The 25,197-nt window shown below is 70.8% G+C and carries 23 protein-coding genes; 17 read left to right on the top strand and 6 right to left on the bottom strand.

The window, feature by feature from the left end; all coding sequences use genetic code 11:
• Positions 1-80 precede the first annotated feature (80 nt).
• The 10 genes from glmS to ACR3IO_RS00740 all read left to right on the top strand — a co-directional run bounded on the left by glmS (position 81) and on the right by ACR3IO_RS00740 (position 8,097).
• Positions 81-1,931, top strand: a complete 1,851-nt coding sequence (gene glmS, locus ACR3IO_RS00785; protein WP_434069274.1) for a glutamine--fructose-6-phosphate transaminase (isomerizing) — start codon at positions 81-83, stop codon at positions 1,929-1,931.
• A 19-nt stretch (positions 1,932-1,950) separates the two neighbouring features.
• Positions 1,951-2,313 (top strand): holo-ACP synthase, encoded by a 363-nt coding sequence (locus ACR3IO_RS00780; RefSeq protein WP_434069273.1) that lies wholly within the window; start codon positions 1,951-1,953, stop codon positions 2,311-2,313.
• Positions 2,310-3,446 (top strand): alanine racemase, encoded by a 1,137-nt coding sequence (alr, locus tag ACR3IO_RS00775; RefSeq protein WP_434069272.1) that lies wholly within the window; start codon positions 2,310-2,312, stop codon positions 3,444-3,446. The genes ACR3IO_RS00780 and alr overlap by 4 nt, the downstream gene beginning before the upstream one ends.
• Complete coding sequence (gene tsaE, locus ACR3IO_RS00770) at positions 3,446-3,973, top strand: tRNA (adenosine(37)-N6)-threonylcarbamoyltransferase complex ATPase subunit type 1 TsaE (protein WP_434069271.1); 528 nt, start codon at positions 3,446-3,448, stop codon at positions 3,971-3,973. Before alr ends, tsaE begins: the two co-directional genes overlap by 1 nt.
• A 9-nt stretch (positions 3,974-3,982) precedes the next feature.
• On the top strand, positions 3,983-4,603 hold the full coding sequence (tsaB, locus tag ACR3IO_RS00765; protein ID WP_434069270.1) for a tRNA (adenosine(37)-N6)-threonylcarbamoyltransferase complex dimerization subunit type 1 TsaB: 621 nt from the start codon (positions 3,983-3,985) through the stop codon (positions 4,601-4,603).
• The gene (gene rimI, locus ACR3IO_RS00760; protein WP_434069269.1) at positions 4,600-5,178 is read left to right on the top strand and encodes a ribosomal protein S18-alanine N-acetyltransferase; all 579 of its coding nucleotides are present in this window, start codon (positions 4,600-4,602) and stop codon (positions 5,176-5,178) included. The genes tsaB and rimI overlap by 4 nt, the downstream gene beginning before the upstream one ends.
• Entirely contained in the window at positions 5,175-6,230 is a 1,056-nt protein-coding gene (tsaD, locus tag ACR3IO_RS00755; protein WP_434069268.1) for a tRNA (adenosine(37)-N6)-threonylcarbamoyltransferase complex transferase subunit TsaD, read from the top strand. The genes rimI and tsaD overlap by 4 nt, the downstream gene beginning before the upstream one ends.
• A gap of 129 nt (positions 6,231-6,359) precedes the next feature.
• Entirely contained in the window at positions 6,360-6,944 is a 585-nt protein-coding gene (locus ACR3IO_RS00750; protein ID WP_434069267.1) for a DUF4190 domain-containing protein, read from the top strand.
• Between the two features lie 29 nt (positions 6,945-6,973).
• The gene (locus ACR3IO_RS00745; protein ID WP_434069266.1) at positions 6,974-7,561 is read left to right on the top strand and encodes a DUF4190 domain-containing protein; all 588 of its coding nucleotides are present in this window, start codon (positions 6,974-6,976) and stop codon (positions 7,559-7,561) included.
• Between the two features lie 5 nt (positions 7,562-7,566).
• A complete protein-coding gene (locus tag ACR3IO_RS00740) occupies positions 7,567-8,097 on the top strand; it encodes a DUF4190 domain-containing protein (RefSeq protein WP_434069265.1) in 531 nt (176 codons plus the stop codon).
• Here the strand turns inward: ACR3IO_RS00740 and ACR3IO_RS00735 are convergent.
• Positions 8,076-9,296 carry a THUMP-like domain-containing protein gene (locus tag ACR3IO_RS00735; protein ID WP_434069264.1) on the bottom strand — a complete coding sequence of 407 codons (1,221 nt, stop codon included), beginning with the start codon at positions 9,294-9,296 and terminating at the stop codon, positions 8,076-8,078. The two genes, ACR3IO_RS00740 and ACR3IO_RS00735, sit on opposite strands and share 22 nt — an antisense overlap.
• A 130-nt stretch (positions 9,297-9,426) precedes the next feature.
• Between ACR3IO_RS00735 and groES the strand changes: the two genes are divergently transcribed.
• The 3 genes from groES to ACR3IO_RS00720 all read left to right on the top strand — a co-directional run bounded on the left by groES (position 9,427) and on the right by ACR3IO_RS00720 (position 12,398).
• The gene (gene groES, locus ACR3IO_RS00730; protein ID WP_434069263.1) at positions 9,427-9,723 is read left to right on the top strand and encodes a co-chaperone GroES; all 297 of its coding nucleotides are present in this window, start codon (positions 9,427-9,429) and stop codon (positions 9,721-9,723) included.
• Between the two features lie 157 nt (positions 9,724-9,880).
• Positions 9,881-10,834, top strand: a complete 954-nt coding sequence (gene rarD / locus ACR3IO_RS00725; RefSeq protein ID WP_434069262.1) for an EamA family transporter RarD — start codon at positions 9,881-9,883, stop codon at positions 10,832-10,834.
• A gap of 277 nt (positions 10,835-11,111) precedes the next feature.
• Complete coding sequence (locus tag ACR3IO_RS00720) at positions 11,112-12,398, top strand: ABC transporter substrate-binding protein (protein ID WP_434069261.1); 1,287 nt, start codon at positions 11,112-11,114, stop codon at positions 12,396-12,398.
• Between the two features lie 613 nt (positions 12,399-13,011).
• Here ACR3IO_RS00720 and ACR3IO_RS00715 read toward each other — a convergent pair.
• From ACR3IO_RS00715 to ACR3IO_RS00700, 4 genes are read right to left on the bottom strand one after another with little or no spacing between them, the layout of a single operon-like run.
• On the bottom strand, positions 13,012-13,752 hold the full coding sequence (locus ACR3IO_RS00715; RefSeq protein ID WP_434069260.1) for an ABC transporter ATP-binding protein: 741 nt from the start codon (positions 13,750-13,752) through the stop codon (positions 13,012-13,014).
• Positions 13,749-14,747 carry an ABC transporter ATP-binding protein gene (locus ACR3IO_RS00710; protein ID WP_434069822.1) on the bottom strand — a complete coding sequence of 333 codons (999 nt, stop codon included), beginning with the start codon at positions 14,745-14,747 and terminating at the stop codon, positions 13,749-13,751. The genes ACR3IO_RS00715 and ACR3IO_RS00710 overlap by 4 nt, the downstream gene beginning before the upstream one ends.
• Before the next feature lie 52 nt (positions 14,748-14,799).
• A complete protein-coding gene (locus tag ACR3IO_RS00705; RefSeq protein WP_434069259.1) occupies positions 14,800-15,780 on the bottom strand; it encodes a branched-chain amino acid ABC transporter permease in 981 nt (326 codons plus the stop codon).
• Positions 15,781-15,789: 9 nt separating this feature from the next.
• Positions 15,790-17,073, bottom strand: a complete 1,284-nt coding sequence (locus tag ACR3IO_RS00700) for an ABC transporter permease subunit (RefSeq protein ID WP_434069258.1) — start codon at positions 17,071-17,073, stop codon at positions 15,790-15,792.
• A gap of 327 nt (positions 17,074-17,400) precedes the next feature.
• Here ACR3IO_RS00700 and guaB point away from each other — a divergent pair, with 327 nt between their 5' ends.
• Positions 17,401-18,903, top strand: coding sequence for an IMP dehydrogenase (gene guaB, locus ACR3IO_RS00695; protein WP_434069257.1), 1,503 nt, complete (start codon positions 17,401-17,403; stop codon positions 18,901-18,903).
• 61 nt (positions 18,904-18,964) lie between these two features.
• Here guaB and ACR3IO_RS00690 read toward each other — a convergent pair whose 3' ends face one another.
• Positions 18,965-20,116 carry a MalY/PatB family protein gene (locus ACR3IO_RS00690; RefSeq protein ID WP_434069256.1) on the bottom strand — a complete coding sequence of 384 codons (1,152 nt, stop codon included), beginning with the start codon at positions 20,114-20,116 and terminating at the stop codon, positions 18,965-18,967.
• Between the two features lie 162 nt (positions 20,117-20,278).
• On the opposite strand from ACR3IO_RS00690, the gene ACR3IO_RS00685 reads away from it, so the two are divergent.
• The 3 genes from ACR3IO_RS00685 to ACR3IO_RS00675 all read left to right on the top strand — a co-directional run bounded on the left by ACR3IO_RS00685 (position 20,279) and on the right by ACR3IO_RS00675 (position 25,157).
• Positions 20,279-21,979: an ABC-F family ATP-binding cassette domain-containing protein gene (locus ACR3IO_RS00685; RefSeq protein ID WP_434069255.1), complete on the top strand. Its 1,701-nt coding sequence runs from the start codon at positions 20,279-20,281 to the stop codon at positions 21,977-21,979.
• A 124-nt stretch (positions 21,980-22,103) separates the two neighbouring features.
• Positions 22,104-23,228: a GuaB3 family IMP dehydrogenase-related protein gene (locus ACR3IO_RS00680; RefSeq protein WP_434069254.1), complete on the top strand. Its 1,125-nt coding sequence runs from the start codon at positions 22,104-22,106 to the stop codon at positions 23,226-23,228.
• 132 nt (positions 23,229-23,360) lie between these two features.
• Positions 23,361-25,157 carry a glycerol-3-phosphate dehydrogenase/oxidase gene (locus tag ACR3IO_RS00675; RefSeq protein ID WP_434069253.1) on the top strand — a complete coding sequence of 599 codons (1,797 nt, stop codon included), beginning with the start codon at positions 23,361-23,363 and terminating at the stop codon, positions 25,155-25,157.
• Positions 25,158-25,197 lie beyond the last annotated feature (40 nt).

Below are 25,197 nucleotides of genomic sequence, written 5' to 3'. Positions count from 1 at the left end.
TCTAGTGTCGCGGTGCTCGCCACCCGGAGAACGGGAGGCGGCCGGAGGGCGCACAGCGCGGGCCACGTAGAATCGACCCCATGTGTGGAATCGTCGGATACGTGGGTGCTCGCAGCAGCATCGACGTGCTCATGGGAGGCCTGAAGCGCCTCGAATATCGCGGCTACGACTCGGCGGGAGTGGCGATCGTCGACGACGACGGCGTGATCGAGACCGCCAAGCGGGCCGGCAAGCTCAAGGTGCTGGCCGACGAACTGGCGGCGCACCCGCTGCACGAGGGGCGCACGGGCATCGGGCACACGCGCTGGGCCACGCACGGCGGGCCGACCGACCGCAACGCGCACCCGCACCTCGGCGACGAGGGCCGCCTCGCCCTCATCCACAACGGCATCATCGAGAACTTCTCCGAGCTCAAGCACGAGCTCGAGGCCGAGGGCTTCACGTTCGAATCCGAGACCGACACCGAGGTCGCCGCCGTGCTCCTCGGCCGTGAGGTGCGTCGCACCGGCGACCTGCGCGAGGCGTTCCGCCTCACCGTCGCCCGCCTCGAGGGCGCCTTCACCCTGCTCGCGGTGCACCGCGACGCACCCGGGCTCGTTGTCGGCGCCCGTCGCAACTCCCCGCTCGTGATCGGCCTCGGCGAGGGCGAGAACTTCTTCGGCTCGGATGTCGCGGCCTTCGTCGAGTACACGAAGCGCGCCGTGGCGATCGGCCAGGACCAGATCGTCTCGATCACGGCCGACGAGGTCCAGGTCACCGACTTCGACGGCGTCCCCGTCGAGGTCGAGCCGTTCGAGGTGGCCTGGGATGCCTCGGCCGCCGAGAAGGGCGGCTGGAGCTCCTTCATGCGCAAGGAGGTCTCCGAGCAGCCCGAGGCCGTCGCGAACACGATCCGCGGCCGCATCGTCGACGGCGAGGTGCACATCCCCGAGCTCGAGTCCTTCGGCGACGAGGAACTGCGTGGCATCCGTCGCATCACGATCGTGGCGTGCGGCACGGCGTCCTACGCCGGCCAGGTCGCGAAGTACGCGATCGAGCAGTGGGCGCGCGTGCCCGTCGAGGTGGAGCTCAGCCACGAGTTCCGGTACCGGGAGCCGGTCATCGACGACACCACGCTGGTGCTCTCGATCAGCCAGTCCGGCGAGACCATGGACACGCTCATGGCCGTGAAGTACGCGCGGGAGCAGGGCGCGCGCACGATCTCGATCTGCAACACGCAGGGTGCGACGATCCCGCGGGAGTCCGACGCGGTCGTCTACACGCACGCCGGACCCGAGGTCGCGGTCGCGTCGACGAAGGCGTTCGTCGCCCAGATCACGGCGCTCTACCTGTTCGGACTGCACCTCGCGCGCGTGCGCGGCACCTTGTCGGAGCAGGCGCTCACCGAGGCCCTCGCCGAACTGCAGGCGATCCCCGCGAAGATCGTGACGGTCCTCGAGGAGTCCGAACGCGTCGCGCAGCTCGCGCACTGGATGGCCGACACCCGTTCGGTGCTCTTCCTCGGGCGCCACGTCGGGTTCCCGATCGCCCTCGAGGGCGCGTTGAAGCTCAAGGAGCTCGCGTACATCCACGCCGAGGGCTTCGCTGCGGGCGAGCTGAAGCACGGTCCGATCGCGCTCATCGAGCCGGGCCAGCCCGTCTTCGTGGTGGTTCCGAGTCCTCGCGGGTCGGCCAGCCTGCACCCGAAGGTGGTCTCCAACATCCAGGAGATCCGTGCGCGCGGTGCGCGGGTCATCGCGATCGCCGAGGCCGGCGACGCCGCGGTGCTGCCGTTCGCCGACGAGGTGATCCGCATCCCGCTCGCGGCTCCCCTCTTCGAGCCGCTCCTCGCGGTCGTGCCGCTGCAGATCTTCGCCATGGAGCTCTCGCAGGCGAAGGGCCTCGACGTCGACCAGCCGCGCAACCTCGCCAAGTCGGTGACGGTGGAGTGAGCCGGTCCGGGAGGCCTTCGTGATCATCGGCATCGGCATCGACGTGGTCGACATCGCCCGCTTCGAGCGGTCGATCACGCGGACGCCGGCGCTCGTCGAACGTCTGTTCGCCGAGAGCGAACGGGGGCGTCCCGCCCGATCCCTGGCCGCCAGGTTCGCGGCGAAGGAGTCCCTCATCAAGGCGCTCGGCGGCCATGCCGTCGTGCGCTGGCATGAGATGCGCGTCGTGCAGGACGTCGAGGGCAACCCCGACTTCGAGCTCTCGGGCGGGCTCGCCGAGCACGTCAAGACGCTCGGCGTCGACCGGGTGCACCTCTCGATGAGCCACGACGCGGGCATCGCGAGCGCGTTCGTGATCCTCGAGGCCGGAGCGGGGGCATGACCGCGGGCTCCGACGCGCCGGCGCGCGAGGCTCGCGTCGACCTCGATGCGGTGCGTCGCAACGTCGCCGCGATCGCCGAACGCGTGCGGCCCGCCGAGGTCATGGTCGTCGTGAAGGCCGATGCCTACGGGCATGGCGCCGTTCCGGTCGCCGAGGCGGCGATCGACGCAGGGGCCGCCTGGCTCGGCGTCGCCGACCTCGCCGAGGCCTTCGCGCTCCGCGATGCGGGCATCACCGCGCCCGTGCTCGCCTGGCTGCACGCACCCGATGCGCCGTTCGTCGAGGCCGTCGTCCGCGACATCGACCTCGGCATCTCCTCCGCCGACCAGCTCGAACTCGCCGCGCGCGCGGCGGGCGAGGCCGGGTCGACCGCGAACGTGCACCTCAAGATCGACACCGGCCTGAGCCGCAACGGGGTGCCCCCCGAGCAGTGGGAGGCCGTCGTGGCGGCGGCGGCCGAGCACGAGCGCGCCGGCCGCATCCGGGTCCGCGGCGTGTTCAGCCATCTCGCCAACACGAGCCCGGCAACGGATGCCGCCCAGTGCGCTGCGTTCGAGCACGCGCTCGCCGCGGCATCCGCCGCCGGACTCGAGCCCGACGTGCGGCACCTGGCCTCGACCGCGGCGGCGCTGGAACGCCCCGACGCCAGGTTCGACCTCGTGCGCATCGGCATCGGCACGTACGGCGTCTCGCCGTACGGCGACGGTCGCACGGCCGCCGACCTCGGCCTGACGCCCGCGATGACCCTGCGCGCGCGGGTCGTCGCGGTCCGGCGCGTCGAGCAGGGGACGGGCGTCTCCTACGACCACACCTGGCACGCCGAACGCGCGACCACGCTCGCGCTCGTGCCACTCGGCTACGCCGACGGCGTGCCGCGCCAGGCGTCCGGTCGCGGCGAGGTGCTGCTCGCCGGCCGTCGCCGGCCCGTGGTCGGCCGCATCGCCATGGACCAGTTCGTCGTCGACGTCGGCGACGACGAGGTCGCGGTCGGCGACCCGGTCGTGCTCTTCGGCGATCCCGCGACCGGGGCCCCGTCGGCCGACGACTGGGCCGCCGCCGCGGACACGATCGGGTACGAGATCGTGACGCGCATCGGCGCCCGCGTTCCGCGCACGTACCCGGAGCCCGCCTAATGCGCGTCGAGATCGCGGATGCCGCGGGCATGGAGGAGTTCGGCCGCGACCTGGGTGCGCGCCTGCGCGCCGGCGACCTGCTGATCCTGGCCGGCCCGCTGGGTGCGGGCAAGACCACGCTCACGCGCGGCATCGGTGCGGGGCTCGGCGTGCGCGGCCCCGTGCAGTCGCCGACCTTCGTGCTCGCGCGCACGCATCCGAGCCTCGTCGGCGGCGCGCCGCTCGTGCACGTCGACGCCTACCGCCTCGGCAGCGCCGAACTCGTCGAGGACCTCGACCTCGACTTCGCCGGCTCGGTGGTCGTCGTGGAGTGGGGCGAGGGCCTGCTCGACGGGGTGAGCGAGTCCTGGCTCGAGGTCGGGATCGAGCGTCCCCGTGGGGCCGGCGAGGCCCCGGATGCGGCGCAGAGCGCCGATGGCCTCGACGACGCCGACGCGGAGTTCCTCGGCGTCGACGAGCCCCGCATCGTCTCCCTGCGCGGGTTCGGCCCGCGCTGGGCGGACACCGCCTACGCCGACCCTCGGTAGGCTTGACGCATGCTGCTCGCGATCGACACCTCGACGGGCACGAGCGTCGCCGTGGTCGACCACGATGCCGGCGTGATCGCCGAGGTCGGCACCCCCGACACCATGCGGCACGCCGAGGTCGTCGGCGAGCTCATCCGCGAGGCGCTCGAGGCGGCCGGGGTCGCGCCGGGGCGGCTCTCGGGCGTGGCGGGCGGCATGGGTCCCGGCCCGTTCACCGGACTCCGGGTCGGCATCGCCGCCGCGCACGCATTCGCGCTCGGCATCCGCCGCCCGTTCGTGCCGGTCGTCAGCCACGATGCCGTCGCCTTCACGTGGTACCGCGACGGCGGCACCGGCCCCATGCAGGTCGTGACCGATGCGCGCCGCCGCGAGTTCGCGGTGTCCGCCTACGACGGGCTCGACGAGGCGGGGCTGCCGGTGCGGGCGATCGGTCCCGTGCTCGTGCCGCGCGACGAAGTGCCCGAGCGCGACGGCACCCGCGTCGACGCGTCGACGGTGTCCGCCGGCGGCATCGGCATGGTCGCCGAACTCGCGTTCGCCGCCCGGCGGCTGCCGCTCACCGGAGACGCCCCGCTGTACCTGCGCGCGCCCGACGTCACGCCGTCCGCCGGCAAGCGGGTGCTGCGATGAGCGCCCTGATGCGGCGAGCCCGTGCCGCCGACCTCGACGAGATCATGGCCCTCGAGCGCGCCACGTTCGCGACCGACGCCTGGTCCGAGTCGATGATGCGCGCCGAGATCGAGGGCGAGCACGGCTACTACCTCGTCGCCGTCGACGACGAGGCCGACGACCCCGAGAAGCGGCTCATGGGCTACGCCGGGCTCTACGCACCCGCCGGCACCGGAGACGCCGACGTGCAGACGATCGCCGTCGCGCCGTTCACGCGCGGCATCGGGCTCGGTCGCGGGCTCATGCACGCTCTCATCACGCATGCTCGGCGCATGCACGTCGCGCGCGTCTTCCTCGAGGTCCGGGCCGACAACCCCATCGCGAAGGCGCTCTACGACTCGCTCGGTTTCGTCGAGATCGGCATCCGGCGCGGCTACTACCAGCCCGACGGGGTCGATGCCATCGCGATGCGCCTCGACGTGCCCGAAGCGGTGGCCAGGCCCGCGGTGACGGACACCGTACGCCGACCCGCATCCGGCACCGCCACGACGCCGGCCCGCGGCATCCGCTCGTCGACGGCCGGAGGCGCCGCATGAACCGCGACGAACCCCTCGTGCTCGGCATCGAGACCTCGTGCGACGAGACCGGCATCGGCATCGTGCGCGGCACGACCCTGCTGGCGAACGTGATCGCGTCCTCCATGGACGAGCACGCGCGCTACGGCGGGGTGGTGCCCGAGGTCGCCGCCCGGGCCCACCTCGAGGCCCTCGGTCCGTCCATCGACGCGGCGCTCGAGGAGTCCGGCGTGGCGCTCGACGACCTCGACGCGGTCGCCGTGACCAGCGGCCCCGGCCTCGCCGGTGCGCTCATGGTCGGCGTCGGCGCGGCGAAGGCGCTCGCGCTCGCGCTCGAGAAGCCGATCTACGCCGTCAACCACCTCGTCGGGCACGTCGGAGCCGACCTGCTCGACGCCGATGCCCCGTTGGAGACCCCGACGATCGCCCTGCTCGTCTCGGGCGGGCACACGTCCCTGCTCGTCGTGCGCGACCTCGTCTCCGACGTCGAGTTGCTCGGCGAGACGGTCGACGACGCAGCCGGCGAGGCGTTCGACAAGGTCGCGCGCGTGCTCGGCCTGCCCTACCCCGGCGGTCCCGAGATCGATCGTGCGGCCGTCGGCGGCGATCCCAAGGCCATCCGGTTCCCGCGCGGGCTCACCCAGCCGAAGGACCAGGCGGCGCACCGTTACGACTTCAGCTTCTCGGGTTTGAAGACCGCCGTGGCGAGATGGGTCGAGCAGCGGGAGGCCGCCGGCGAGCCGGTGCCGATCGCGGATGTCGCGGCGAGCTTCCGCGAGGCGGTCGCCGACGTGCTCGTGACCAAGGCGATCGCCGCGTGCACCGACCTGGGCGTCCCACGGCTCCTGCTCGGCGGCGGCGTGATCGCCAACGCACGCCTGCGCGAGCTCGCGCAGGAGCGGGCGGATGCCGCGCGCGTGGCGCTGCGCATCCCGCCGCTGTCGCTGTGCACCGACAACGGGGCGATGATCGCCGCGCTCGGCGCGCAGCTCATCATGGCCGGGCACGAGCCGTCGGGCCTCGGCTTCGGCGCCGATTCGACGCTGCCGGCCACCGAGGTGCAGGTGGCCTGACGCCGCCGGTCACGGGGTGTGCGGGGGGTGCGTCCCGCGCTAAAGTGGCGAACGGGGGCGGATGTCGCTTCCGCACGCATCGATCCGAAGCGGCCGCGACCGCTTCGGCACAGCATCGAGGAGATCATCGTGACCGATCCGAACGTTCCGAGCAAGCCCGAGGGCACTCCCGAGGGCGCGCCCGACGTGCCGCCCGTGCCGGATCTTCCCGAGACGACCGACGCCGCGGCTCCCGAGGCGCCGAGCGCACCCGAGGCCCCGGCCGCGCCGCCGGCCGCTCCCGCCGTCGATTTCGGCGCGGCCGCGCCCTCGGTCCCGCCCGTGCCGCCGGCGCCCGCCTACACGGCGCCCGAGGCGCCTGCTGCGCCCGCCTACGGCGCCCCGGCGGCGCCCGCGTACGGCGCACCCGCTGCGCCCGCCTACGGCGCGCCCGCGTACGGGTCCAGCGAGGCCTCCAAGACCAACGTGCTCGCGATCGTCTCGCTCGTCGCCTCGCTCGTCGGGTTCTTCACTGGCGTCGGCTTCATCGTCGGCATCGTCTGCGGTCACATCTCGCTCAGCCAGATCAAGAAGACGGGCGAGCAGGGCCGCGGCATGGCCATCGCCGGCCTGGTCATCGGCTACATCGGCCTCGTCGTCACGGTGATCCTGACGATCGTGTTCATCGCGATCTTCGCCTCGCTGGCAGCGGTCGGCGGCTCGTACACCTACTGATCCGACCACAGAGACGGAAAGGCCAGACCATGAGCGATCCGACGCCACCCGCAGGGGGATCCGAGCCGCAGGTCCCGGGCGCACCCGGGAACCCCGGCGCCCCCGAGACGCCGAGCGTGCCCGAGGTGCCGAGCGCGCCGAACCCGCCTGCCGCGCCCGAGGCGCCGGCGCCCCCGGCACCGCCGGTCCCGCCGTCGTACGGCGCGCCGACGACGCCGCCCGCGCCCCCGGCCCCGCCCGCGTACGGCGCACCTGCGGCGGGCTCGTACGGTGCCCCGGAGGCTGCCGCGCCCGCATACGGCGCGAACCCGTACGGCACCTCGCAGCCGTCGAAGCCGACCCCCGTGTACAGCCTCATCTCCCTCATCGCAGGAGTCATCGGGCTCATCGGGTTCTTCGTGGTGTTCATCCCGATCGTGGGCGGCATCATGCAGTTGTTCATCCCGGCGGCCGCGGTCGTGCTCGGATTCATCGGGCGCAAGCGCGAGCCTGCGGCCAAGGGCATGTGGCTGACCGGCATCATCCTGGGCTTCGTGGGGTTCGCGATCGGCCTGATCTCGATCATCCTGTGGTCGATCTTCATCGCGGCGTCCACGAACTCCTACACGTACTACTGAGCCGGATGAGCGAACCGTTCCGGAACGCCGAGGTGCCGGATGCCCCGCTCGGGGCATCCGGCACCACGGCTCCCGCGCCGGGGGATCGATCGAGCGGGCTCCCGCCGGTCGAGCCACTCCCGACGGTCGATCCCACGACGGGCGCCCCGATCCCGCTCGCGGTCGCACCGCGCAAGTTCGACATGCCCCTCGACACCGGTGAACTGCGCACCGTGCCCACCGGGCAACTGCTCATCGTGCACCGGCCCGAGACGTACGACGAGCCGATCGACCTCGTCGAGGAGGAGACCCAGCGCCGCGTGTACAGCTGGGTCGGCGCCGTCCTCGGCGTGCTCGGCGCCGCGGCGTCGCTGTTCGTCGGCTGGATGCTGCCGCTGTCGATCGCGGCGATCATCTTCGGCGTGTTCGGGCTCCGCCGGGAGGAGCACGGCCGCACGCTCGCGTTCGTCGCCATCGGCACGGGCGTCGGCGGCCTGGTCTTCTCCGCCGTGTGGATCGGCTACTACGCCATCGTCTACGGCGCGCTCGAGACCTGAGCCGCGCCGCGAGGCAGCCGCTCCACGAGGAGCGCCACGTGTCGGCCCTCCTCCCTGGTCATGACGAGCGTCGCGGATGCCGCGCCCTGCAGCTTGAGCCTCGTGCGGAGCGCCGCGGGATCGACGTCGGTGCCGCGCTTCTTGATCTCGAGCGTGCCGATGCCACGTGCGCGCAGCGCCTGCCGGAGCTGGCGTTCGTCGACCGGCAGGCGTTCGACCACGCGGAAGCCCTGGGCGAACGGCGAGTCGAAGGCGGTGTCCGCCGTGAGGTACGCGATGCCCTTCGACAGCATCCAGGCGCCGTGGGATCGGGCGAGGTCCCCGATGAGCCTGGCGCGGATGACGGCGCCGTCGGGTTCGTACAGGAAATCGCCGAGGGGACCGACGGGCGCATCCTCGCTGTCGGCCGGGGCGGTGATCTCATCGGCGCCGTGATCGCCGATCACGAGGGCCGCGCGACCCACGCCCGGCCGTGCGACGGCCCCGAACCAGACGCCGAGCTCGACGACGTCGCCGCCCACCGAGACCCACTGGGCCTCGGCGCCCGCAGGGATCACCTCGCGGTCGGTGCCGGGCCCGAGCTTGACGCCGACGGCCATGCGGTCGGCCAGGCCGAACGCGAAGTCGAGGCTCGGCGTGTAGTCCGCGGCATCCGCGAGTCGTCGGGTGCGCCCGCCGCTGGTGACGCGGCGGGCGGGGTCGAGCCACGCGCCGCCGATGCCGCCCAGGTGCACGTCTTCAGCGCGCTCGTGCAGCACGCGCGCCTTCTCGAAGGGCGTGAGGTTGAACGCGGCGACGGCCGCGGTGACCTCGTCGGCCTCGGCCGCGGTCACCTCGAGGTCGACGGCGGCCAGCGCGAGCGAGTCTCCGCCGATGCCGCAGCCGAGGTCGGCGACATGGCCGATGCCGGCCCGCGCGAAGCGGCCGGCGTGCAGCGCGGCGACCCGGAGTCGGGTGGCCTGCTCGAGCCCGGCCTCGGTGAAGAGCATGCGCGCGGCGAAGTCGCCGAACTTGGCACGCGCCTTCGCGCGCAGCTTCGACTGCGTGAGCACGGCGGCCACGAGCGAGGGGGAGTGGCCCTGACGCCTGAGGTCGGACACCGCCCCGACGATGTCGGTCTTCGCCTGCCACTCGGGCAGGGAGTCGAGGAGCCGCAGGCCCTCGGGGGAGAGCAGTTCGACGAGCTCGGCGCGGTCCACCCGGCCACGCTAGCACCCTGCTCCGACGTGTTGGCACTCACGTTGCATGAGTGCCAAATCGCGCCTAGACTCGATTTAGCACTCTCGCTCCGAGGGTGCTAACCAGTCTTCATTGAGAAAGAGGTCAACCGTGTCGGTTTCCATCAAGCCGCTCGAGGATCGCATCGTCATCAAGCAGGTCGAGGCCGAGCAGACCACCGCATCGGGTCTGGTCATCCCCGACACGGCGAAGGAGAAGCCCCAGGAGGGCGAGGTCATCGCCGTGGGCCCCGGTCGCATCGACGACAACGGCAACCGCGTTCCGCTCGACGTCGCCGTCGGCGACAAGGTGATCTACTCCAAGTACGGCGGCACCGAGGTCAAGTTCGGCGGCGAGGACCTCCTCGTGCTGTCGGCCCGCGACGTGCTCGCGGTCGTCGTCCGCTAGTCGACACGCACCTTCCGAGGCCCGGATGCCCCTTGCGGCATCCGGGCCTCGTCGTGTCCGGGCAGGCCTTCGACCGGCCCGTCCTTCGGCCGGATCTCGACGATGAACGGCAGGCGGCACGGCATCCCCCGTCGTGGGCCGGGCGTACTGTTGGCGAGTGACATCCGGCTCCGACACCCAGGTCTCCACCGCACCCGCCCGCGGCGAGCTCAGCCGATCCGGCCTCGCCTTCGCGATCGGGTCCTACCTGCTGTGGGGCTTCCTCCCGCTGTACTTCCTCGCCCTCGCCCCATCGGGCCCGTTCGAGATCGTGGGCTGGCGGGTGACGCTCTCGCTGGTCTTCTGCGCGGTCCTCATCACGGTGACCCGGGCCTGGCGGCCGTTCGTCGTGCTCGTCCGCGATCGGCGCATCCTCTTCACCATGGGCCTCGCGGGCGTGCTCATCTACGTGAACTGGCAGACCTACGTCTACGCGGCGGTGTCGGGGCAGGTCGTCGAGGCCTCGCTCGGGTACTTCATCAACCCGATCGTCACCGTCTTCCTCGGGGTGCTCGTGATGCGGGAGCGCCTGAACGCCACCCAGTGGGTCGCGGTCGGCATCTCCATCGTCGCGGTCGTCGTGCTCGCCGTCGGGTACGGCCAGCTCCCGTGGATCGCCCTCGTGCTGGCGTTCTCGTTCGGGTTCTACGGCCTGATCAAGAAGCGCGTGGGCCCGAAGGTCGACGCCCTGTCGGGGCTGACGCTCGAGACGGCATGGCTGACCCCGCTCGCGATCGTGCAGCTCGTGATCGTGAGCACCACCACCGGACTCACCATCGGCACCGTGAGCACCTGGCACACCGTGCTGCTGCTGCTCGCCGGCGCGGTCACCGCGGTGCCGCTGCTGCTGTTCGCGGCGGCCTCGCGAAGGCTGCCGCTGATCTACATGGGCTTCATCCAGTACTTCGCCCCGTTCATCCAGTTCCTGGTCGGGGTCGTGGTGCTCCAGGAGCCCATGCCGCCCGAACGCTGGGTTGGGTTCGGGCTCGTATGGCTCGCCCTGCTCGTGCTCACGTTCGACCTCGTGCGCGGTGCGCGAGCGGCACGTCGGCAGGTCGTCGAACTCACCTGATCGTCGCGCCCTGCGAGCGGATGCCGCGACCGCCCGGTCGTGTCCCGTCGCCGTCTCGCCCCCCGAACCGGGGTGGACGATCCGGGGCCCAGATGGTGGAATCGTGCGCGAAAGGGGGCTCTGGCGCCCGGAATGTGACGGATGGGTAACACTTCGTACAGTGTTATCGGGTTGTGACCGGGATTCCTTTGCGAAGCGCCACTCGCCGAATACTGTGACAGAACGGCGTGCCTCAGCCCGCCGGTTTGGATCATTTCCTTCAGTCCCAAGGAGCAACATGAGCGTATTCGGCAAGTCCCGACCGGCTCGTTCGCGCGGCAAGGTCTGGACGGGCGTCGCGATCACCGCTACGAGCGCCCTCCTCCTCTCCGCTTGCGCGAGCGGAGATGCCGATTCCGGGTCCAGCGAGAGCGCGGGTCCCCGCGACGAGCTGGCCCTCACCATCGGTACGGCCCTGCCGCAGACCGGCAACCTCGCCTTCCTCGGCCCGCCCGAAGAGGCCGGCGTCGCCTACGCCACGTCGCAGATCAACGAGGTCGCCGACACGACCGGCCTCTCGCTCGACGTCGTCTACGGCGACTCCGGCGACACCGACAACAAGGCGTACGAGACCGAGATCCCGCGTCTGCTGGGTGAAGACGTCTCCGCCGTCATCGGCGCCGCCTCGTCCGGCACGTCGCTGCAGTTCATCGACCAGGTCGTCGGTGCGGGTGTCATCCAGTTCTCCCCGGCGAACACGTCCGACGCCTTCACGACGTACGACGACAACGGGCTGTACTTCCGTACCGCTCCGTCCGACGTGCTCCAGGGCGAGGTCCTCGGCAACCTGATCGCCGAAGACGGCAACCAGACGCTCGGGCTCCTCGTGCTGAACGACTCGTACGGCACCGGCCTGGCGAAGTACGTCACCGAGGCCTTCGAGGCCGCCGGTGGCGAGGTCGTCGCGGCGCCCACCTACAACACGGGTGACACGACGTTCGACGCGCAGATCAGCGAGATCCTCGCCGCCGACCCCGACGCGATCGCCCTGGTCACGTTCGACGAGGTGTCGACCATCCTGCCGAGCCTGTTCGGACAGTTCCCCGCCGACAAGCTGTACTTCGTCGACGGCAACCTGAAGAACTTCGCCGACGCGTTCCCCGCGGGCTCCCTCACGGGTGCGAAGGGCACGCTGCCCGGTCTGACGATCGACTCGATCTCGGACTTCACCGGCGAGCTCGACTCGTTCCTCGAGTCCGAGGGCACTCCGGCGCTCGAGGACTACAGCTACGCTGCCGAGTCCTTCGACGCGACCGTGCTGCTCGCCCTCGCCTCGCTCGCGGCGAACTCGACCGACTCTGCTGCAATCGCGGAGAAGCTGATCGAGGTCTCCGGCGGCGCCGGCGACGGTGAGAAGTGCTCCAGCTTCGCGGAGTGCGCCGACATCATCGTGGGCGGCGGCACCGCCGACTACGACGGTATCTCCGGACCGATCACGTTCGACGAGGTCGGCGACCCGACCGAGGCATCGATCGGCATCTACCAGTACGGCGACGACAACAACTACGTCGCTTACGAAGGCTGATCCTGAACCCGGCCTGACCTGAATGCGAACGGCCCCGGTCCTCGGACCGGGGCCGTTTCGCGCGCCCGGCGGGGCAGGACGGCATGCTGGGGCATGACGGTGTGGCGGGCCGTCGTCAGCAACGGGCGCGGCTGGTGGGTGCGGCGCTGATCGACCAGCGCCGTGGTCGGCGAACCTCCGGGGCGGCAGGGTAGGCGCGTGGTGGGCGGGCCATGCCGGGCAGGGGCGGCTGGGCAGGGGGCAGGGCAGGGGGCGGCCGGGGACCGGACGTGGAGTGGGATCCTGACTGAGGGCCATGGCGACGTGACGTCACGGACCGTACGCCGAGTGGTCACGATCGGCGCTCTCCGGGGATACGGAAGCAGCCGTTCGTGACCTGTCGCGGGTGGGCGTCTGCGTGTCGCGGTGGCTCGTGCGTGTCCGCGCGTGCGCGGGTGCGCGCATGCCCGTGTGCGCCTCTGACCGTGCGCCCGCATGCCCGCATGCCCGTGTGCATGCGTGCTTTCCCTTCACGCCACGCAGCTTGGCGCGGCGCGGCGCGCGACGACGGCCGGCGGGGACGAGAAAGGGGCGGATGCCGCAGCATCCGCCCCTTCGTCGTGGTGTCGGTGGATCAGGTGCCGAGCGTCCCGAGGTAGAGCTCCGTGACCTTGGGGTCGTTCAGCAGTTCACGGCCGGTGCCGGTGTAGGCGTCGCGGCCCTGGTCGAGCACGTAGCCGCGGTCGCAGATCTGCAGGCAGCGCCTGGCGTTCTGCTCGACCATGATGCACGTGACGCCGGCCTTGTTGATCTCGGAGACGCGGATGAACGCCTCGTCTTGACGGACGGGCGACAGACCCGCGGAGGGCTCGTCGAGCAGCAGCACCTTCGGGTCCATCATGAGTGCGCGGCTCATGGCGACCATCTGCCGCTCACCGCCCGAGAGCGAGCCCGCGCGCTGCTTCAGGCGCTTGCCCAACTCGGCGAAGATGCCCGTGACGAACTCGAGGCGCTCCTTGTACACACCGGGGTTCTGGTAGAGCCCCATCTGCAGGTTCTCCTCGATGGTGAGGCTCGGGAACACGTTGTTCGTCTGCGGGATGAAGCCGACGCCGCGCGAGACGAGCTTGTTCGCCTTCAGCCCGGTGATGTCGTCGCCCTCGAGCGTGATGGTGCCCTGGCGAACGTTGACCTGCCCGAAGATCGCCTTCAGCAAGGTGGACTTGCCGGCGCCGTTGGGGCCGATGATGCCGATGAGCTCGCCCTGCTCGGCCACGAGGGAGCAGCCGTTCAGGATGTTGACCCCGGGCAGGTACCCGGCGTGCACCTCGTCGACGACGACGACGGGTGTTGCGGTCGCGGTCGCGTTCGTCACTTCTTCTTCTCCTCGGTGTCGGGCTCGAACTCGGCCTCGGCCTCGGCCATGCCGGCGCTCGCGAGATCCGCGGCATCGACGGTCGTCGAGGCGGCGGCATCCGTGGTCGGGTCCGCCTCCTCGGCCGTGACGCGGCCGGTCACGACGCCGAGGTCGAGTTCCTGGTGCGCGCCGAGGTAGGCGTCGATGACGGCCGGATCCTTCATGACCGTGTAGGGGTCGCCTTCGGCGACGACCCTGCCTTCGGCCATCACGACGACCCAGTCGGCGATGTGGCGCACCATGTGCATGTCGTGCTCGACGAAGAGCACGGTCATGCCCAGATCCTTCAGGTCGAGGATGTGGTCGAGCAGCGACTGCGTGAGCGCCGGGTTCACGCCGGCCATCGGCTCGTCGAGCATGACGAGCTTGGGCTCGCTCATGAGCGCCCGGGCCATCTCGAGGAGCTTGCGCTGCCCGCCGGAGAGGCTGGCGGCGAAGTCGGGCGCCTTCGTGTCGAGCTTGAACTTGGCGAGGAGACCCATCGCGCGCGCCTCGATCTTCGCGTCCTGCGACCGCCACACGGCGGGGATGAGGCTCGTCCAGAATCGCTCGCCCAGCTGGCCCTTCGCGCCGAGCTTCATGTTCTCGAGCACGGTGAGCAGCCCGAGGGCCTTCGTCAGTTGGAAGGTGCGAACCTGGCCCAGTCGGGCGACCTTGTACGCGGGCACGCCCGACAGCGACTTGCCGTCGAACGTCCAGGTGCCCTCGTTGGGCTTGTCGAAGCCGGTGAGGAGGTTGAACAGCGTCGTCTTGCCGGCGCCGTTCGGGCCGATGAGGGCCGTGATGGCCCCCCGCGGGATCTCGAGGTGCTCGACGTCGACGGCCGTTAGGCCGCCGAAGGTGCGACGGACGCCGTCGGCCACGATGATCGGGTCGACCTTGGCGACACCGGGCTTGGCGTCGCCGACGTGGAGTCCGGTGGTCTTGGCGCGTTCGACGGGTGCGCTCGGCATGGCGTGCGGGTCGTGCACGGCATCTGGGGTGGGCTCGATGGGAGCCGGGATCTCACTTGACAAAGGTCAGCTCCTTCTTGTTGCCGAGGATTCCCTGCGGCATGAAGATCACGAGCAGCATGAGCGCGACACCGACGAGGATGAAGCGCAGGGTGCCCGCCTGGATCTGCGTCATGAACGGCAGGACGCCGGCCTGGACGAGTGCGGGAAGGAAGTTGCTCAGGAAGGTCTGCAGCACCCAGAAGATGAGCGACCCGAGCAGTGGTCCGAAGACCGTCGCGGCACCGCCGAGCAGGAGGGCCGTCCAGACGAAGAACGTGAGCGAGGTCACGTAGACGCCGGGACTGACCGCGGATGGCAGTGCGTACACGATTCCGCCCGCCGCGGCGAGCACGCCACCGAGGACGAGGGCCTGGAGCTTGTACGAGAATGCGTTCTTGCCGAGGGCGCGCACGGCGTCCTCGTCTTCGCGGATGCCCTTGAGCACGCGGCCCCAGGGGCTGCGCATGAGCATCCACACGACGAGCACGGCGACCGCGAGCGTGACGAGGCCGAGGATGCGCACCCACCAGTCGTTCGCGTTGTACGTCCATGGGCCGATGCCGTACGTGCCTTCTGGCAACGGATTGGCCTCGCGGAAGCTGCCGTGGTAGCCGCTGAGGCCGTCGGCCGAGCCGGTGATGTCGTCGAACGCCGTCGTCAGGAACAGCAGGCGCACGACCTCGGCGGCCGCGATGGTCACGATCGCGAGGTAATCGCCTCGCAATCGGAGCGTCGGGACACCGAGGATGAGGGCGAACACGGCGGATGCCGCGAGGCCGATGAGTGCGCCGAGCCACCACGGGAGATCGAACGAGAGGATCGAGATCGCGTAGCCGTAGGCGCCGATGGCCATGAAGCCGGCGATGCCCATGTTGAGGAGGCCGGCGTAGCCGAAGTGCACGGCGAGGCCGAGCGCGGCGAGGGCGTATCCGATCGTCGCCGGGCTGAGGATCGACGACGCGGTGTTGGAGAGTATCTGAAGCCAGTCCATGATGCGTGCCTAACCGATTCTCTCTCGTCGGCCCAGGATGCCCTGTGGCCGGAACAGCAGGATGACGATGAGGATGACGAGCGCACCCGCGTACTTGAGGTCGTCGGGGATCCAGAGGCCCGAGACCTCGACCAGCACGCCGACGATGAGCGAGCCGATGAGCGCGCCGTAGGCCGTGCCGAGACCGCCGAGGGTGACGGCGGCGAACATGAGCAGCAGCACCTGCGCGCCCATGTCCCACTTGATGCCCGGCCGGTAGTAGGCGTAGAGCACACCGGCGAGACCGGCGAGGCCGCCGGCGATGATCCAGACGACGCGGACGACGTAGTCGACGTCGATGCCGGATGCCGCGGCGAGCGAGGGGTTGTCGCTGATCGCGCGCGTCGCCTTTCCGAGCCGCGAGCGGGTCAGCCACACCGCGAAGCCCACGATCACGACGATGCAGATGGCGATCGACCCGATGTCGATGCCGCTCAGCTGAACGGGACCGAACGAGATCTTCTGCGCCGACGCGTACGGCAGCTGGGTCGTGCCGCCGCCGATGAAGAACTGGAACGTGTAGCGCATGGCCAGCGAGAGGCCGATGCTCACGATCATGAGCTGCACGACTCCGACCCTGCGACGACGCAGGGGACGCCACAGCACCATGTCGAGCGCGAGCCCGAGCCCGGCGCTCAGCACCACGGCCAGCGGGAGGCCGATCCAGAGCGGCAGTGCCATCGATCCGGCGCTCACGAGGAAGGATGCCGCGACCGCACCGAAGGTCACCATCTCGCCGTGGGCGAAGTTGGAGATGCCGGTCGTGCCGAACACGAGCGACAGGCCGATGGCCGCGAGCGCGAGCATGAGCCCGAAGTTCAGGCCCTGCACCGTGCGCTGGAGGAACTGGTCCCAGATGCTCGTGACGTTGCGTTCGCCCTCGCCGATGAAGAAGTTCACGCTCACGCGCCCGCCGGCGCCGACCGTGACCTCCTTCTCGTTCGGAGAGTCGTCTTCGGGGTCGACGACCGCGATGCCCTCGGGGAGCGTGTCCTCGTCGAGCGTGACGGTGTACTCGTCCTTCTCGGGGACGCTCACGCGCCACTGGCCGTTCTCGTCGGTCTCGACGGTCTGCTTGCCGCCTGGCCCGTCGATCACCAACTTCACGCCTTCGAGTGGCTCACCGTCGAGTTGGACGTTGCCGCTGATGCGATATGGATCGCCCTCGGCGGCCATGGCCGGTGATGCGGACAGTGCGAAGACGCCGAGCATGGCGGCGGTCACGGCGAGGATGACGCCGAGGAGCCGGATCATGCGACCGGGTGGGTGCGCGACGACAGGGGATGGGGATCTCACGAAACCTCCAGGTTGGGACACCACGGCGACAGGAGTCCCATCGACCGTGAAGGAGACGTTATGAGCGTAGTGTGTCGTCCGTGTTTCACATGCCCCACGTTCGGGAACCGCAGCCGAATCGTGAGAAACGCGTGATATCCGCCCTGTGGCGTCGCCCGCGCGCACAGGACGCGCGTGGGGAATACTCCAAGGTCCCGCTCGCTTAGAATCGGTAGACACCGTGCAAGGCCCTTCGCGCCCGCGGCGGTGCATCTCGATGCCGACCACGCGATAAGGGGCGCCCCAATGGACCAGCACGACCCGTTCGGATTCATCGGACTCACGTACGACGACGTGCTGCTGCTCCCGGGGCCCACCGACGTCATCCCGAGCGAGGCCGACACGAGTTCCCGACTCACGCGTCGCATCACCGTCGCGACGCCGCTGCTCTCCGCGGCGATGGACACCGTGACCGAGGCGCGCATGGCGATCGCCATGGCCCGGCAGGGCGGCATCGGCATCCTGCATCGCAATCTCTCGATCGCCGACCAGGCCGAGATGGTCGACCGCGTCAAGCGCAGCGAGTCGGGCATGGTCTCGAACCCGGTGACGACCACGCCTGATGCCTCCGTGGCCGACGTCGACGAGCTGTGCGCCACCTACCGCGTCAGCGGGCTCCCGGTCGTCGATGCCGACGGCGTGCTCGTCGGCATCATCACGAACCGCGACATGCGCTTCGTCTCGGACTTCGAGAAGCGCTCGACCCCCGTCCGCGACGTCATGACGAAGACGCCGCTCATCACGGGCCGCGTCGGCATGGACCCCGACGAGGCGATCGCGATCTTCGCGCAGCACAAGGTCGAGAAGCTGCCGCTCGTCGACGACGCCGGTCGCCTCACCGGTCTCATCACGGTGAAGGACTTCGACAAGTCCGAGCAGTACCCCAACGCCACGAAGGACTCCGAGGGCCGCCTGCGCGTGGGTGCCGCGATCGGCTTCTTCGGCGACGCATGGGAGCGCGCCGAGGCCCTGCGTGATGCGGGAGTCGACGTGATCGTCGTCGACACGGCCAACGGCCACTCCGCGGGCGTGATCGAGATGGTGCGCCGCATCAAGTCGGACCCCACGTTCGATCACATCGACGTCATCGGCGGCCAGGCGGCCACCCGCGAAGGCGCGCAGGCGCTCATCGACGCGGGCGTCGACGCGGTCAAGGTCGGCGTCGGTCCCGGTTCGATCTGCACCACCCGCATCGTCGCCGGTGTCGGTGTTCCGCAGGTCACCGCGATCTACGAGTCGTACCTCGCGGCGCGCGAGGCGGGCGTGCCGATCATCGCCGACGGCGGCCTGCAGTACTCGGGCGACATCGCGAAGGCGCTGGTCGCCGGTGCCGACACCGTCATGGTCGGTTCGCTGCTCGCGGGCACCGACGAGTCGCCCGGCGACGTGGTGTTCCAGGGCGGCAAGCAGTTCAAGCTGTACCGGGGCATGGGCTCGCTCGGCGCCATGCAGACGCGGGGCAAGAACACCTCGTACTCGAAGGACCGCTACTTCCAGGCGGATGTCCCGAGCGACGACAAGCTGATCCCCGAGGGCATCGAGGGCCAGGTCGCATACCGCGGTTCGGTCGCGGCCGTGACGCACCAGCTCATCGGCGGCCTGCGTCAGTCGATGTTCTACGTCGGCGGCCGTACCATCGCCGAGCTCAAGGCGAAGGGCAAGTTCGTGCGCATCACGGCGGCCGGACTCAAGGAGTCGCACCCCCACGACGTGCAGATCGTGGTGGAGGCGCCGAACTACAAGCGCTGACGCTCGGCGCCGCTGCAGGTCAGTGCCGGCGCGGAGCGACGCGCTTCAGCGCCGCGACCGGTCACCGGGCGTCGGCCAGGCGCGTGATCGCCTCGGCGAGCACCTCGGGAGAGCATGCGAAGTTGAGCCGGACATGGCCTCGGCCGACCTCCGAGCCGAAGGCGGGTCCGCCCAGGAGGGCGACCTTGGCGCGCTCGAGGGCGATGGTCGCAGGATCATCGCCCCAGCCGAGCGCGCGCAGGTCGAGCCACGCCAGGTAGGTGGCATCCGGAACCCGGTACCCGACATCGGGCAGCTCCTCCTCGAGCAGGTCCGCGAGCAGGCGGCGGTTGTCGTCGAGGCTGGCGAGCACGCCGTCGAGCCAATGCCCGCCCTCGGTGAACGCGGCGATCGTGGCGATGGCGCCGAAGTGGCTCATGCGCCACGCGACCTCGTAGGGCATGGCCTCGCGCAGCCGGTCTCCGCGCTCGCTCGCGCTGAGGATCAGCGCGGCCTTCAGTCCGGCGATGTTGAAGGCCTTCGTGGCCGCGGTGACGGCGACGCCGTGCTCGCGCGCGGCATCCGACACGGTGAGGAAGGGCGTGTACGCGGCCGTGGGCTGCGTGAGCGGGCCGTGCACCTCGTCGCTCACGATCGTGGCGCCGACGCCCGCGGCGAGCTCGGCGAGCGACGCGAGGTCCTCCGATGCTGGAACCCACCCGGTCGGATTGTGCGGGTTGCAGAGCAGCATCGCCCGTGCGCCTGCGGCGAAGGCCGACTCGATGCCGGCCAGGTCGAACGACCACCCCTCGCGGATGCCGCCCTGCAGCGGGATCTCCTCGACGACGCCGCCCGCCTCGGTGACCAGGTCGAAGAACGGCGGGTAGATCGGGGAGGTCACGATCACGCGGTCGCCGGGCGAGATCGCCTGGCGGAGGACCTCGACGAGGCCCATCGACACGTCGGTCGTGCAGGTGACGCGGTCGGGGTCGGGGTCCCAGCCGAACCGGGTCGAGACGAACCCGCGGAACGCCTCGGCGACCGCGGGCCCGAGCGAGGAGTACCCCGTGTCGGAGCGGTCGATCGCCCGGTGCAGGGCGTACGCGATCGGTTCGGCGAGCGGGTAGTCCATCTCGGCGACGGGCAGCGGCAGCACGTCGGCTCCGTGCTCGCGCCACTTCACGCTCGTGCGTGCGCGCAGCAGGTCGATGGGGTCCGCGTCGATGCGATGCATGCCTCCAGCATGCCGCATCGATCTGTGCGCGGCCGGGGCCGTTGCGCGGCACCCGTCAGCCGCCTTCCGGCGTCGGCTCGCGACATCAGCTCGGGGACGATATCCTGATCGGCTGCCTTGTGCGCCGCGACGGATCGTCGCGAAACGGAACGGATGTCTCGCATGGGGTTCATCGACGTCAACGGCGTCTCCTTCTCGCTGCCCGACGGCCGGCCGCTCCTGGCCGACCTCGCGTTCCGCGTCGTCGACGGGCGCACGACCGCGCTCATCGGCGCCAACGGCGCGGGCAAATCGACGCTGCTGCGCATCATCCGCGGAGACCTGCGGCCCGACGAGGGCAGCGTGCAGGTCGACGGCGGTCTCGGCGTCATGGACCAGTTCATCGGGCACGGGCAGTCGGCGGCCGGGGCCTCTGCGACGGTGGCGGGGCTGCTCGTCTCGGTCGCTCCCGAGCGGATCCGTGCCGCGGCCGTCGAGCTCGAGGCATCCGAGAACGCGCTGATCGAGGCGGATGACACGGCGAACCAGATGCGCTACGCGACCGCGCTCGCCGAGTACGCGGAGGCCGGCGGCTACGAGCAGGAGGTGGTCTGGGACCACTGCACGACGGCGGCGCTCGGTATCCCGTTCGAGCGGGCGAGGTGGCGCGAGCTCGGCACCCTCTCGGGAGGCGAGCAGAAACGGCTCGCGCTCGAGGCGCTGCTGCGCGGGCCCGAGCAGGTGCTCCTGCTCGACGAGCCCGACAACTCGCTCGACGTTCCGGGCAAGCGCTGGCTCGAGGGGGCGCTCCGCGCGACGCCGAAGACGGTGCTGCTCGTCTCGCACGACCGTGAGCTGCTCGCCCGGGCGGCCGACCGCATCGTGACGCTCGAGGCGAGCCCCGCGGGCAGCTCCGCGTGGGTGCACGGCGGCGGGTTCGACGGCTACCACGCCGCACGCGAGGAGCGCTTCGAGCGCCTCGACGAGCTGCGCCGGCGATGGGACGAGCAGCACCTCGCGCTGAAGACCCTGGTGAACACCCTGAAGGTCAAGGCGACGTACAACGACGGCATGGCCTCGCGCTACCAGGCGGCGCTCACCCGCCTGAGGCGGTTCGAGGACGCGGGTCCGCCCGAGGAGCGCCCGCCCGCCCAGGCGGTGACGATGCGATTGCGGGGCTCGAGAACGGGCAAGCGCTCGGTCGTGTGCGAGCAGCTCGAGCTCAGCGGGCTCATGAAGCCGTTCGACCTCGAGGTCTGGTACGGCGACCGGGTCGCGGTCCTCGGGTCGAACGGATCTGGCAAGTCGCACTTCCTCCGGCTGCTCGCCGGCGGCGGCACCGAGCCCGACCGCCTCCTCGGCCACGTCACCACGGTCGGCGAGGCGCTCGCCCGGGTGCCTCACGAGGGCCGTGCCGTGCTCGGCGCCCGCGTCGTTCCCGGGTGGTTCGCGCAGAACCACGAGCACGCCGAGTTCCGGGGTCGCACCCTGCTCGACATCCTGCATCGAGGCGACGCGAATCGCGACGGGATGCCGCGGGAGGCCGCGAGTTCCGCGCTCGACCGGTACGGGTTGGCGGGCGCCGCGCTGCAACGGTTCGACGAGCTCTCGGGCGGCCAGCAGGCGCGCCTGCAGATCCTGCTGCTCGAGCTGAGCGGTGCGACCCTGCTGCTGCTCGACGAACCGACCGACAACCTCGACCTGGTCTCGGCCCAGGCGCTCGAGGACGCGCTCGCGCGCTTCGACGGCACCGTGCTCGCCGTCACGCACGATCGCTGGTTCGCGAGGAGCTTCGATCGGTTCGTGGTGTTCGCCGCCGACGGCCGGGTCGTCGAGGCCGATGCGCCGGTCTGGGACGAGGCCAGGGTCGAGCGCGTGCGCTGACCCGCGGCGCCCGCCCGCGGCATCCGCTCGTCAGCCGAGCGCGACCGTGACGCAGCAGTCGAGGGGGACGACCTGCTCGATCGTGCGTCCGACGAGCGGAGACGCCGTTCGGTAGGCTGGGCTGGTGACCCAGGAGATCGAGATCGGCCGCTCCAAGCGGGGCCGTCGCGTCTACGCGTTCGACGACATCGCCATCGTGCCCAGCCGACGCACCCGAGACCCCGAAGACGTCTCGACCACGTGGTCGATCGACGCGTACCAGTTCGACATCCCGTTCCTCGCCGCGCCCATGGACTCCGTGGTGTCGCCGAAGACGGCGATCATGATGGGCCAGCTCGGCGGCCTCGGCGTGCTCGACCTCGAGGGTCTCTGGACCCGGTACGAGGACCCCGAGCCCGTGCTGGCCGAGATCCGCAACCTCGCGCCCGAGCAGGCCACGCAGCGCATGCAGCAGCTGTACGCCGAGCCCATCAAGCCCGAACTCGTCACCGAGCGCCTCGCCGAGATCCGCGCGGCGGGCGTCACGGTCGCCGGTGCGCTCTCGCCGCAGCGCACGCAGGAGCTCTACGGCACCGTCGTGGCCGCGGGCGTCGACCTCTTCGTCATCCGCGGCACCACGGTCTCGGCCGAGCACGTGTCCAAGAACCAGGAGCCGCTGAACCTCAAGCGCTTCATCTACGAGCTCGACGTGCCCGTCATCGTCGGCGGGGCGTCCACGTACACGGCGGCCCTGCACCTCATGCGCACCGGTGCTGCCGGCGTGCTCGTCGGCTTCGGCGGCGGCGCGGCGTCCACGACGCGCGCGACGCTCGGCATCCATGCGCCCATGGCCACCGCGGTGGCGGATGTCGCGGGCGCGCGCCGCGACTACCTCGACGAGTCGGGCGGCCGCTACGTGCACGTCATCGCCGACGGCGGACTCGGCACCTCGGGCGACATCGTCAAGGCCATCGCCTGCGGTGCCGACGCGGTCATGCTCGGCGCCGCGCTCGCGCGCGCGACCGACGCCCCTGGCGGCGGCTACCACTGGGGCGCCGAGGCGCACCACTCCAAGCTGCCCCGCGGCCGTCGGGTCCAGGTCGGCCAGGTCGCCGCGCTCGAAGAGGTGCTGTACGGGCCGGCGCCCGCAGCCGACGGCAGCGCCAACCTCGTCGGCGCGCTGCGCCGCTCGATGGCCACCACCGGCTACTCCGACCTCAAGGAGTTCCAGCGCGTCGAGGTCGTCGTCGCGCCGTACCAGTCGTTCTGACCGGTCCGCGACGATCCGATCCGGCTTCCCGTCGATCGGATCCCGCGGGTCCCTCCTGATCCGGCCCGCGCTCCGGTAGCGTGGAAGCGGATCACGCGGTCGCCGTCTGCGATCGCGAGGATGGGGACGACGATGGCGACACAGAAGCCGGCTTCGACCGGAACCGGGCGTGCAACGGCGGCGACGCCCACGTCGAGGGCGGATGCCCCGGCAACCGTCGCACGATCGACGAAGCTCGGTCCCGACGAACGCGAGGCCGCGATCGCGCGGCTGAAGGAGAAGGAACTCGACATCCTCGTCGTGGGCGGCGGCATCGTCGGCACGGGCGCGGCACTGGACGCGGTCACGAGAGGGCTCTCCACCGGGCTGCTCGAGGCGCGCGACTGGGCCTCGGGCACGTCGAGCCGATCGTCGAAGCTCGTGCACGGCGGCATCCGCTACCTCGAGCAGCTCGACTTCCGCCTGGTGCGCGAAGCGCTCATCGAACGCGGCCTGCTGCTGCAGCGCATCGCGCCGCACCTCGTGAAGCCGGTGCGATTCCTCTACCCGCTCAAGAAGCGGTTCTTCGAGCGCCTCTACATCGGCGCCGGCATGCTGCTCTACGACGTCTTCAGCTACACGGGCGGGCGCCCTCCGGGGGTGCCTCACCACCGGCACCTCTCGAAGCGACAGGTGATGCGCGCGATCCCGTCGCTCTCCAACGACGCCCTCGTGGGCGGGCTCACGTACTACGACGCCCAGGTCGACGACGCCCGCTACGTGGCATCCCTCGCCCGCACCGCCTCGTCGTACGGCGCGCACGTCGCGTCGCGCGTGAAGGTCGAGGGGTTCATCAAGGTGGGCGAGCGCGTCGTGGGCGTGCGGGCCCACGACCTGCAGACCGACGAGCACTTCGAGATCCGTGCGAAGCAGGTCGTGAACGCCACGGGCGTCTGGACCGACGACACGCAGCGCATGGTCGGCGAACGCGGCACGTTCAAGGTGCGCGCGTCCAAGGGCATCCACCTCGTGGTGCCGCGCGACCGCATCCAGTCCGCCATGGGCATGATCTTCCGCACCGAGAAGAGCGTCCTCTTCGTCATCCCGTGGGGGCGGCACTGGCTCATCGGCACGACCGACACCGACTGGAACCTCGACAAGGCGCACCCGGCGGCCACGGCGGCCGACATCGACTACGTCCTCGAGCACGTGAACGCGGTGCTCGCGATCCCGCTCACCCGTGAAGACGTCGAGGGCGTGTACGCCGGCCTTCGGCCGCTGCTGGCGGGCGAGAACGACCAGACGTCGAAGCTGTCGCGCGAGCACATCGTGGCGCACACGGTGCCCGGTCTCGTCGTCGTCGCGGGCGGCAAGTGGACGACCTACCGCATCATGGCGATGGACGCCATCGATGCGGCGGCCGACGCGCTCGACGGGCGGGTGCCGAAGTCGACGACGCAGGACATCGCGCTGCTGGGGGCCGAGGGGTACCAGGCCGCCTGGAACAAGCGCAGCAAGATCGCGCGGGCGTTCGACGTGCACAAGGTCCGCATCGAGCACCTGCTCAACCGCTACGGCACCCTGACCGACGAACTGCTCGACCTCATCAAGGCGGATGCCTCGCTCGGCGAGCCCCTGCCCGGCGCCGACGACTACCTCGCCGCCGAGGTCGTTTACGCGGCATCCCACGAGGGCGCCCTGCACCTCGACGACGTGCTGGCCAGGCGCACCCGCATCTCGATCGAGGCCTGGGACCGCGGCGTCTCGGCCGCACCGGTGGCGGCGAAGCTCATGGGCGGCGTCCTCGGATGGGACGAGGCCCGCGAGCAGCTCGAGGTCGATCGCTACCTCCAGCGGGTCGCGGCCGAGCGGGAGTCGCAGCTCCAGCCCGATGACGAGTCGGCCGACAAGGCACGCCTGCACGCGCCCGACATCGTGAAGGTCGACTGACCGAACGGGTCGCACCGTCTCGCCGGAGTCGGCGCCGTGA

This window comes from Agromyces sp. Marseille-Q5079, assembly GCF_051016555.1.
In the GTDB taxonomy this organism is placed as follows: domain Bacteria; phylum Actinomycetota; class Actinomycetes; order Actinomycetales; family Microbacteriaceae; genus Agromyces.
This window is presented reverse-complemented; position numbering and strand designations above follow the sequence as displayed.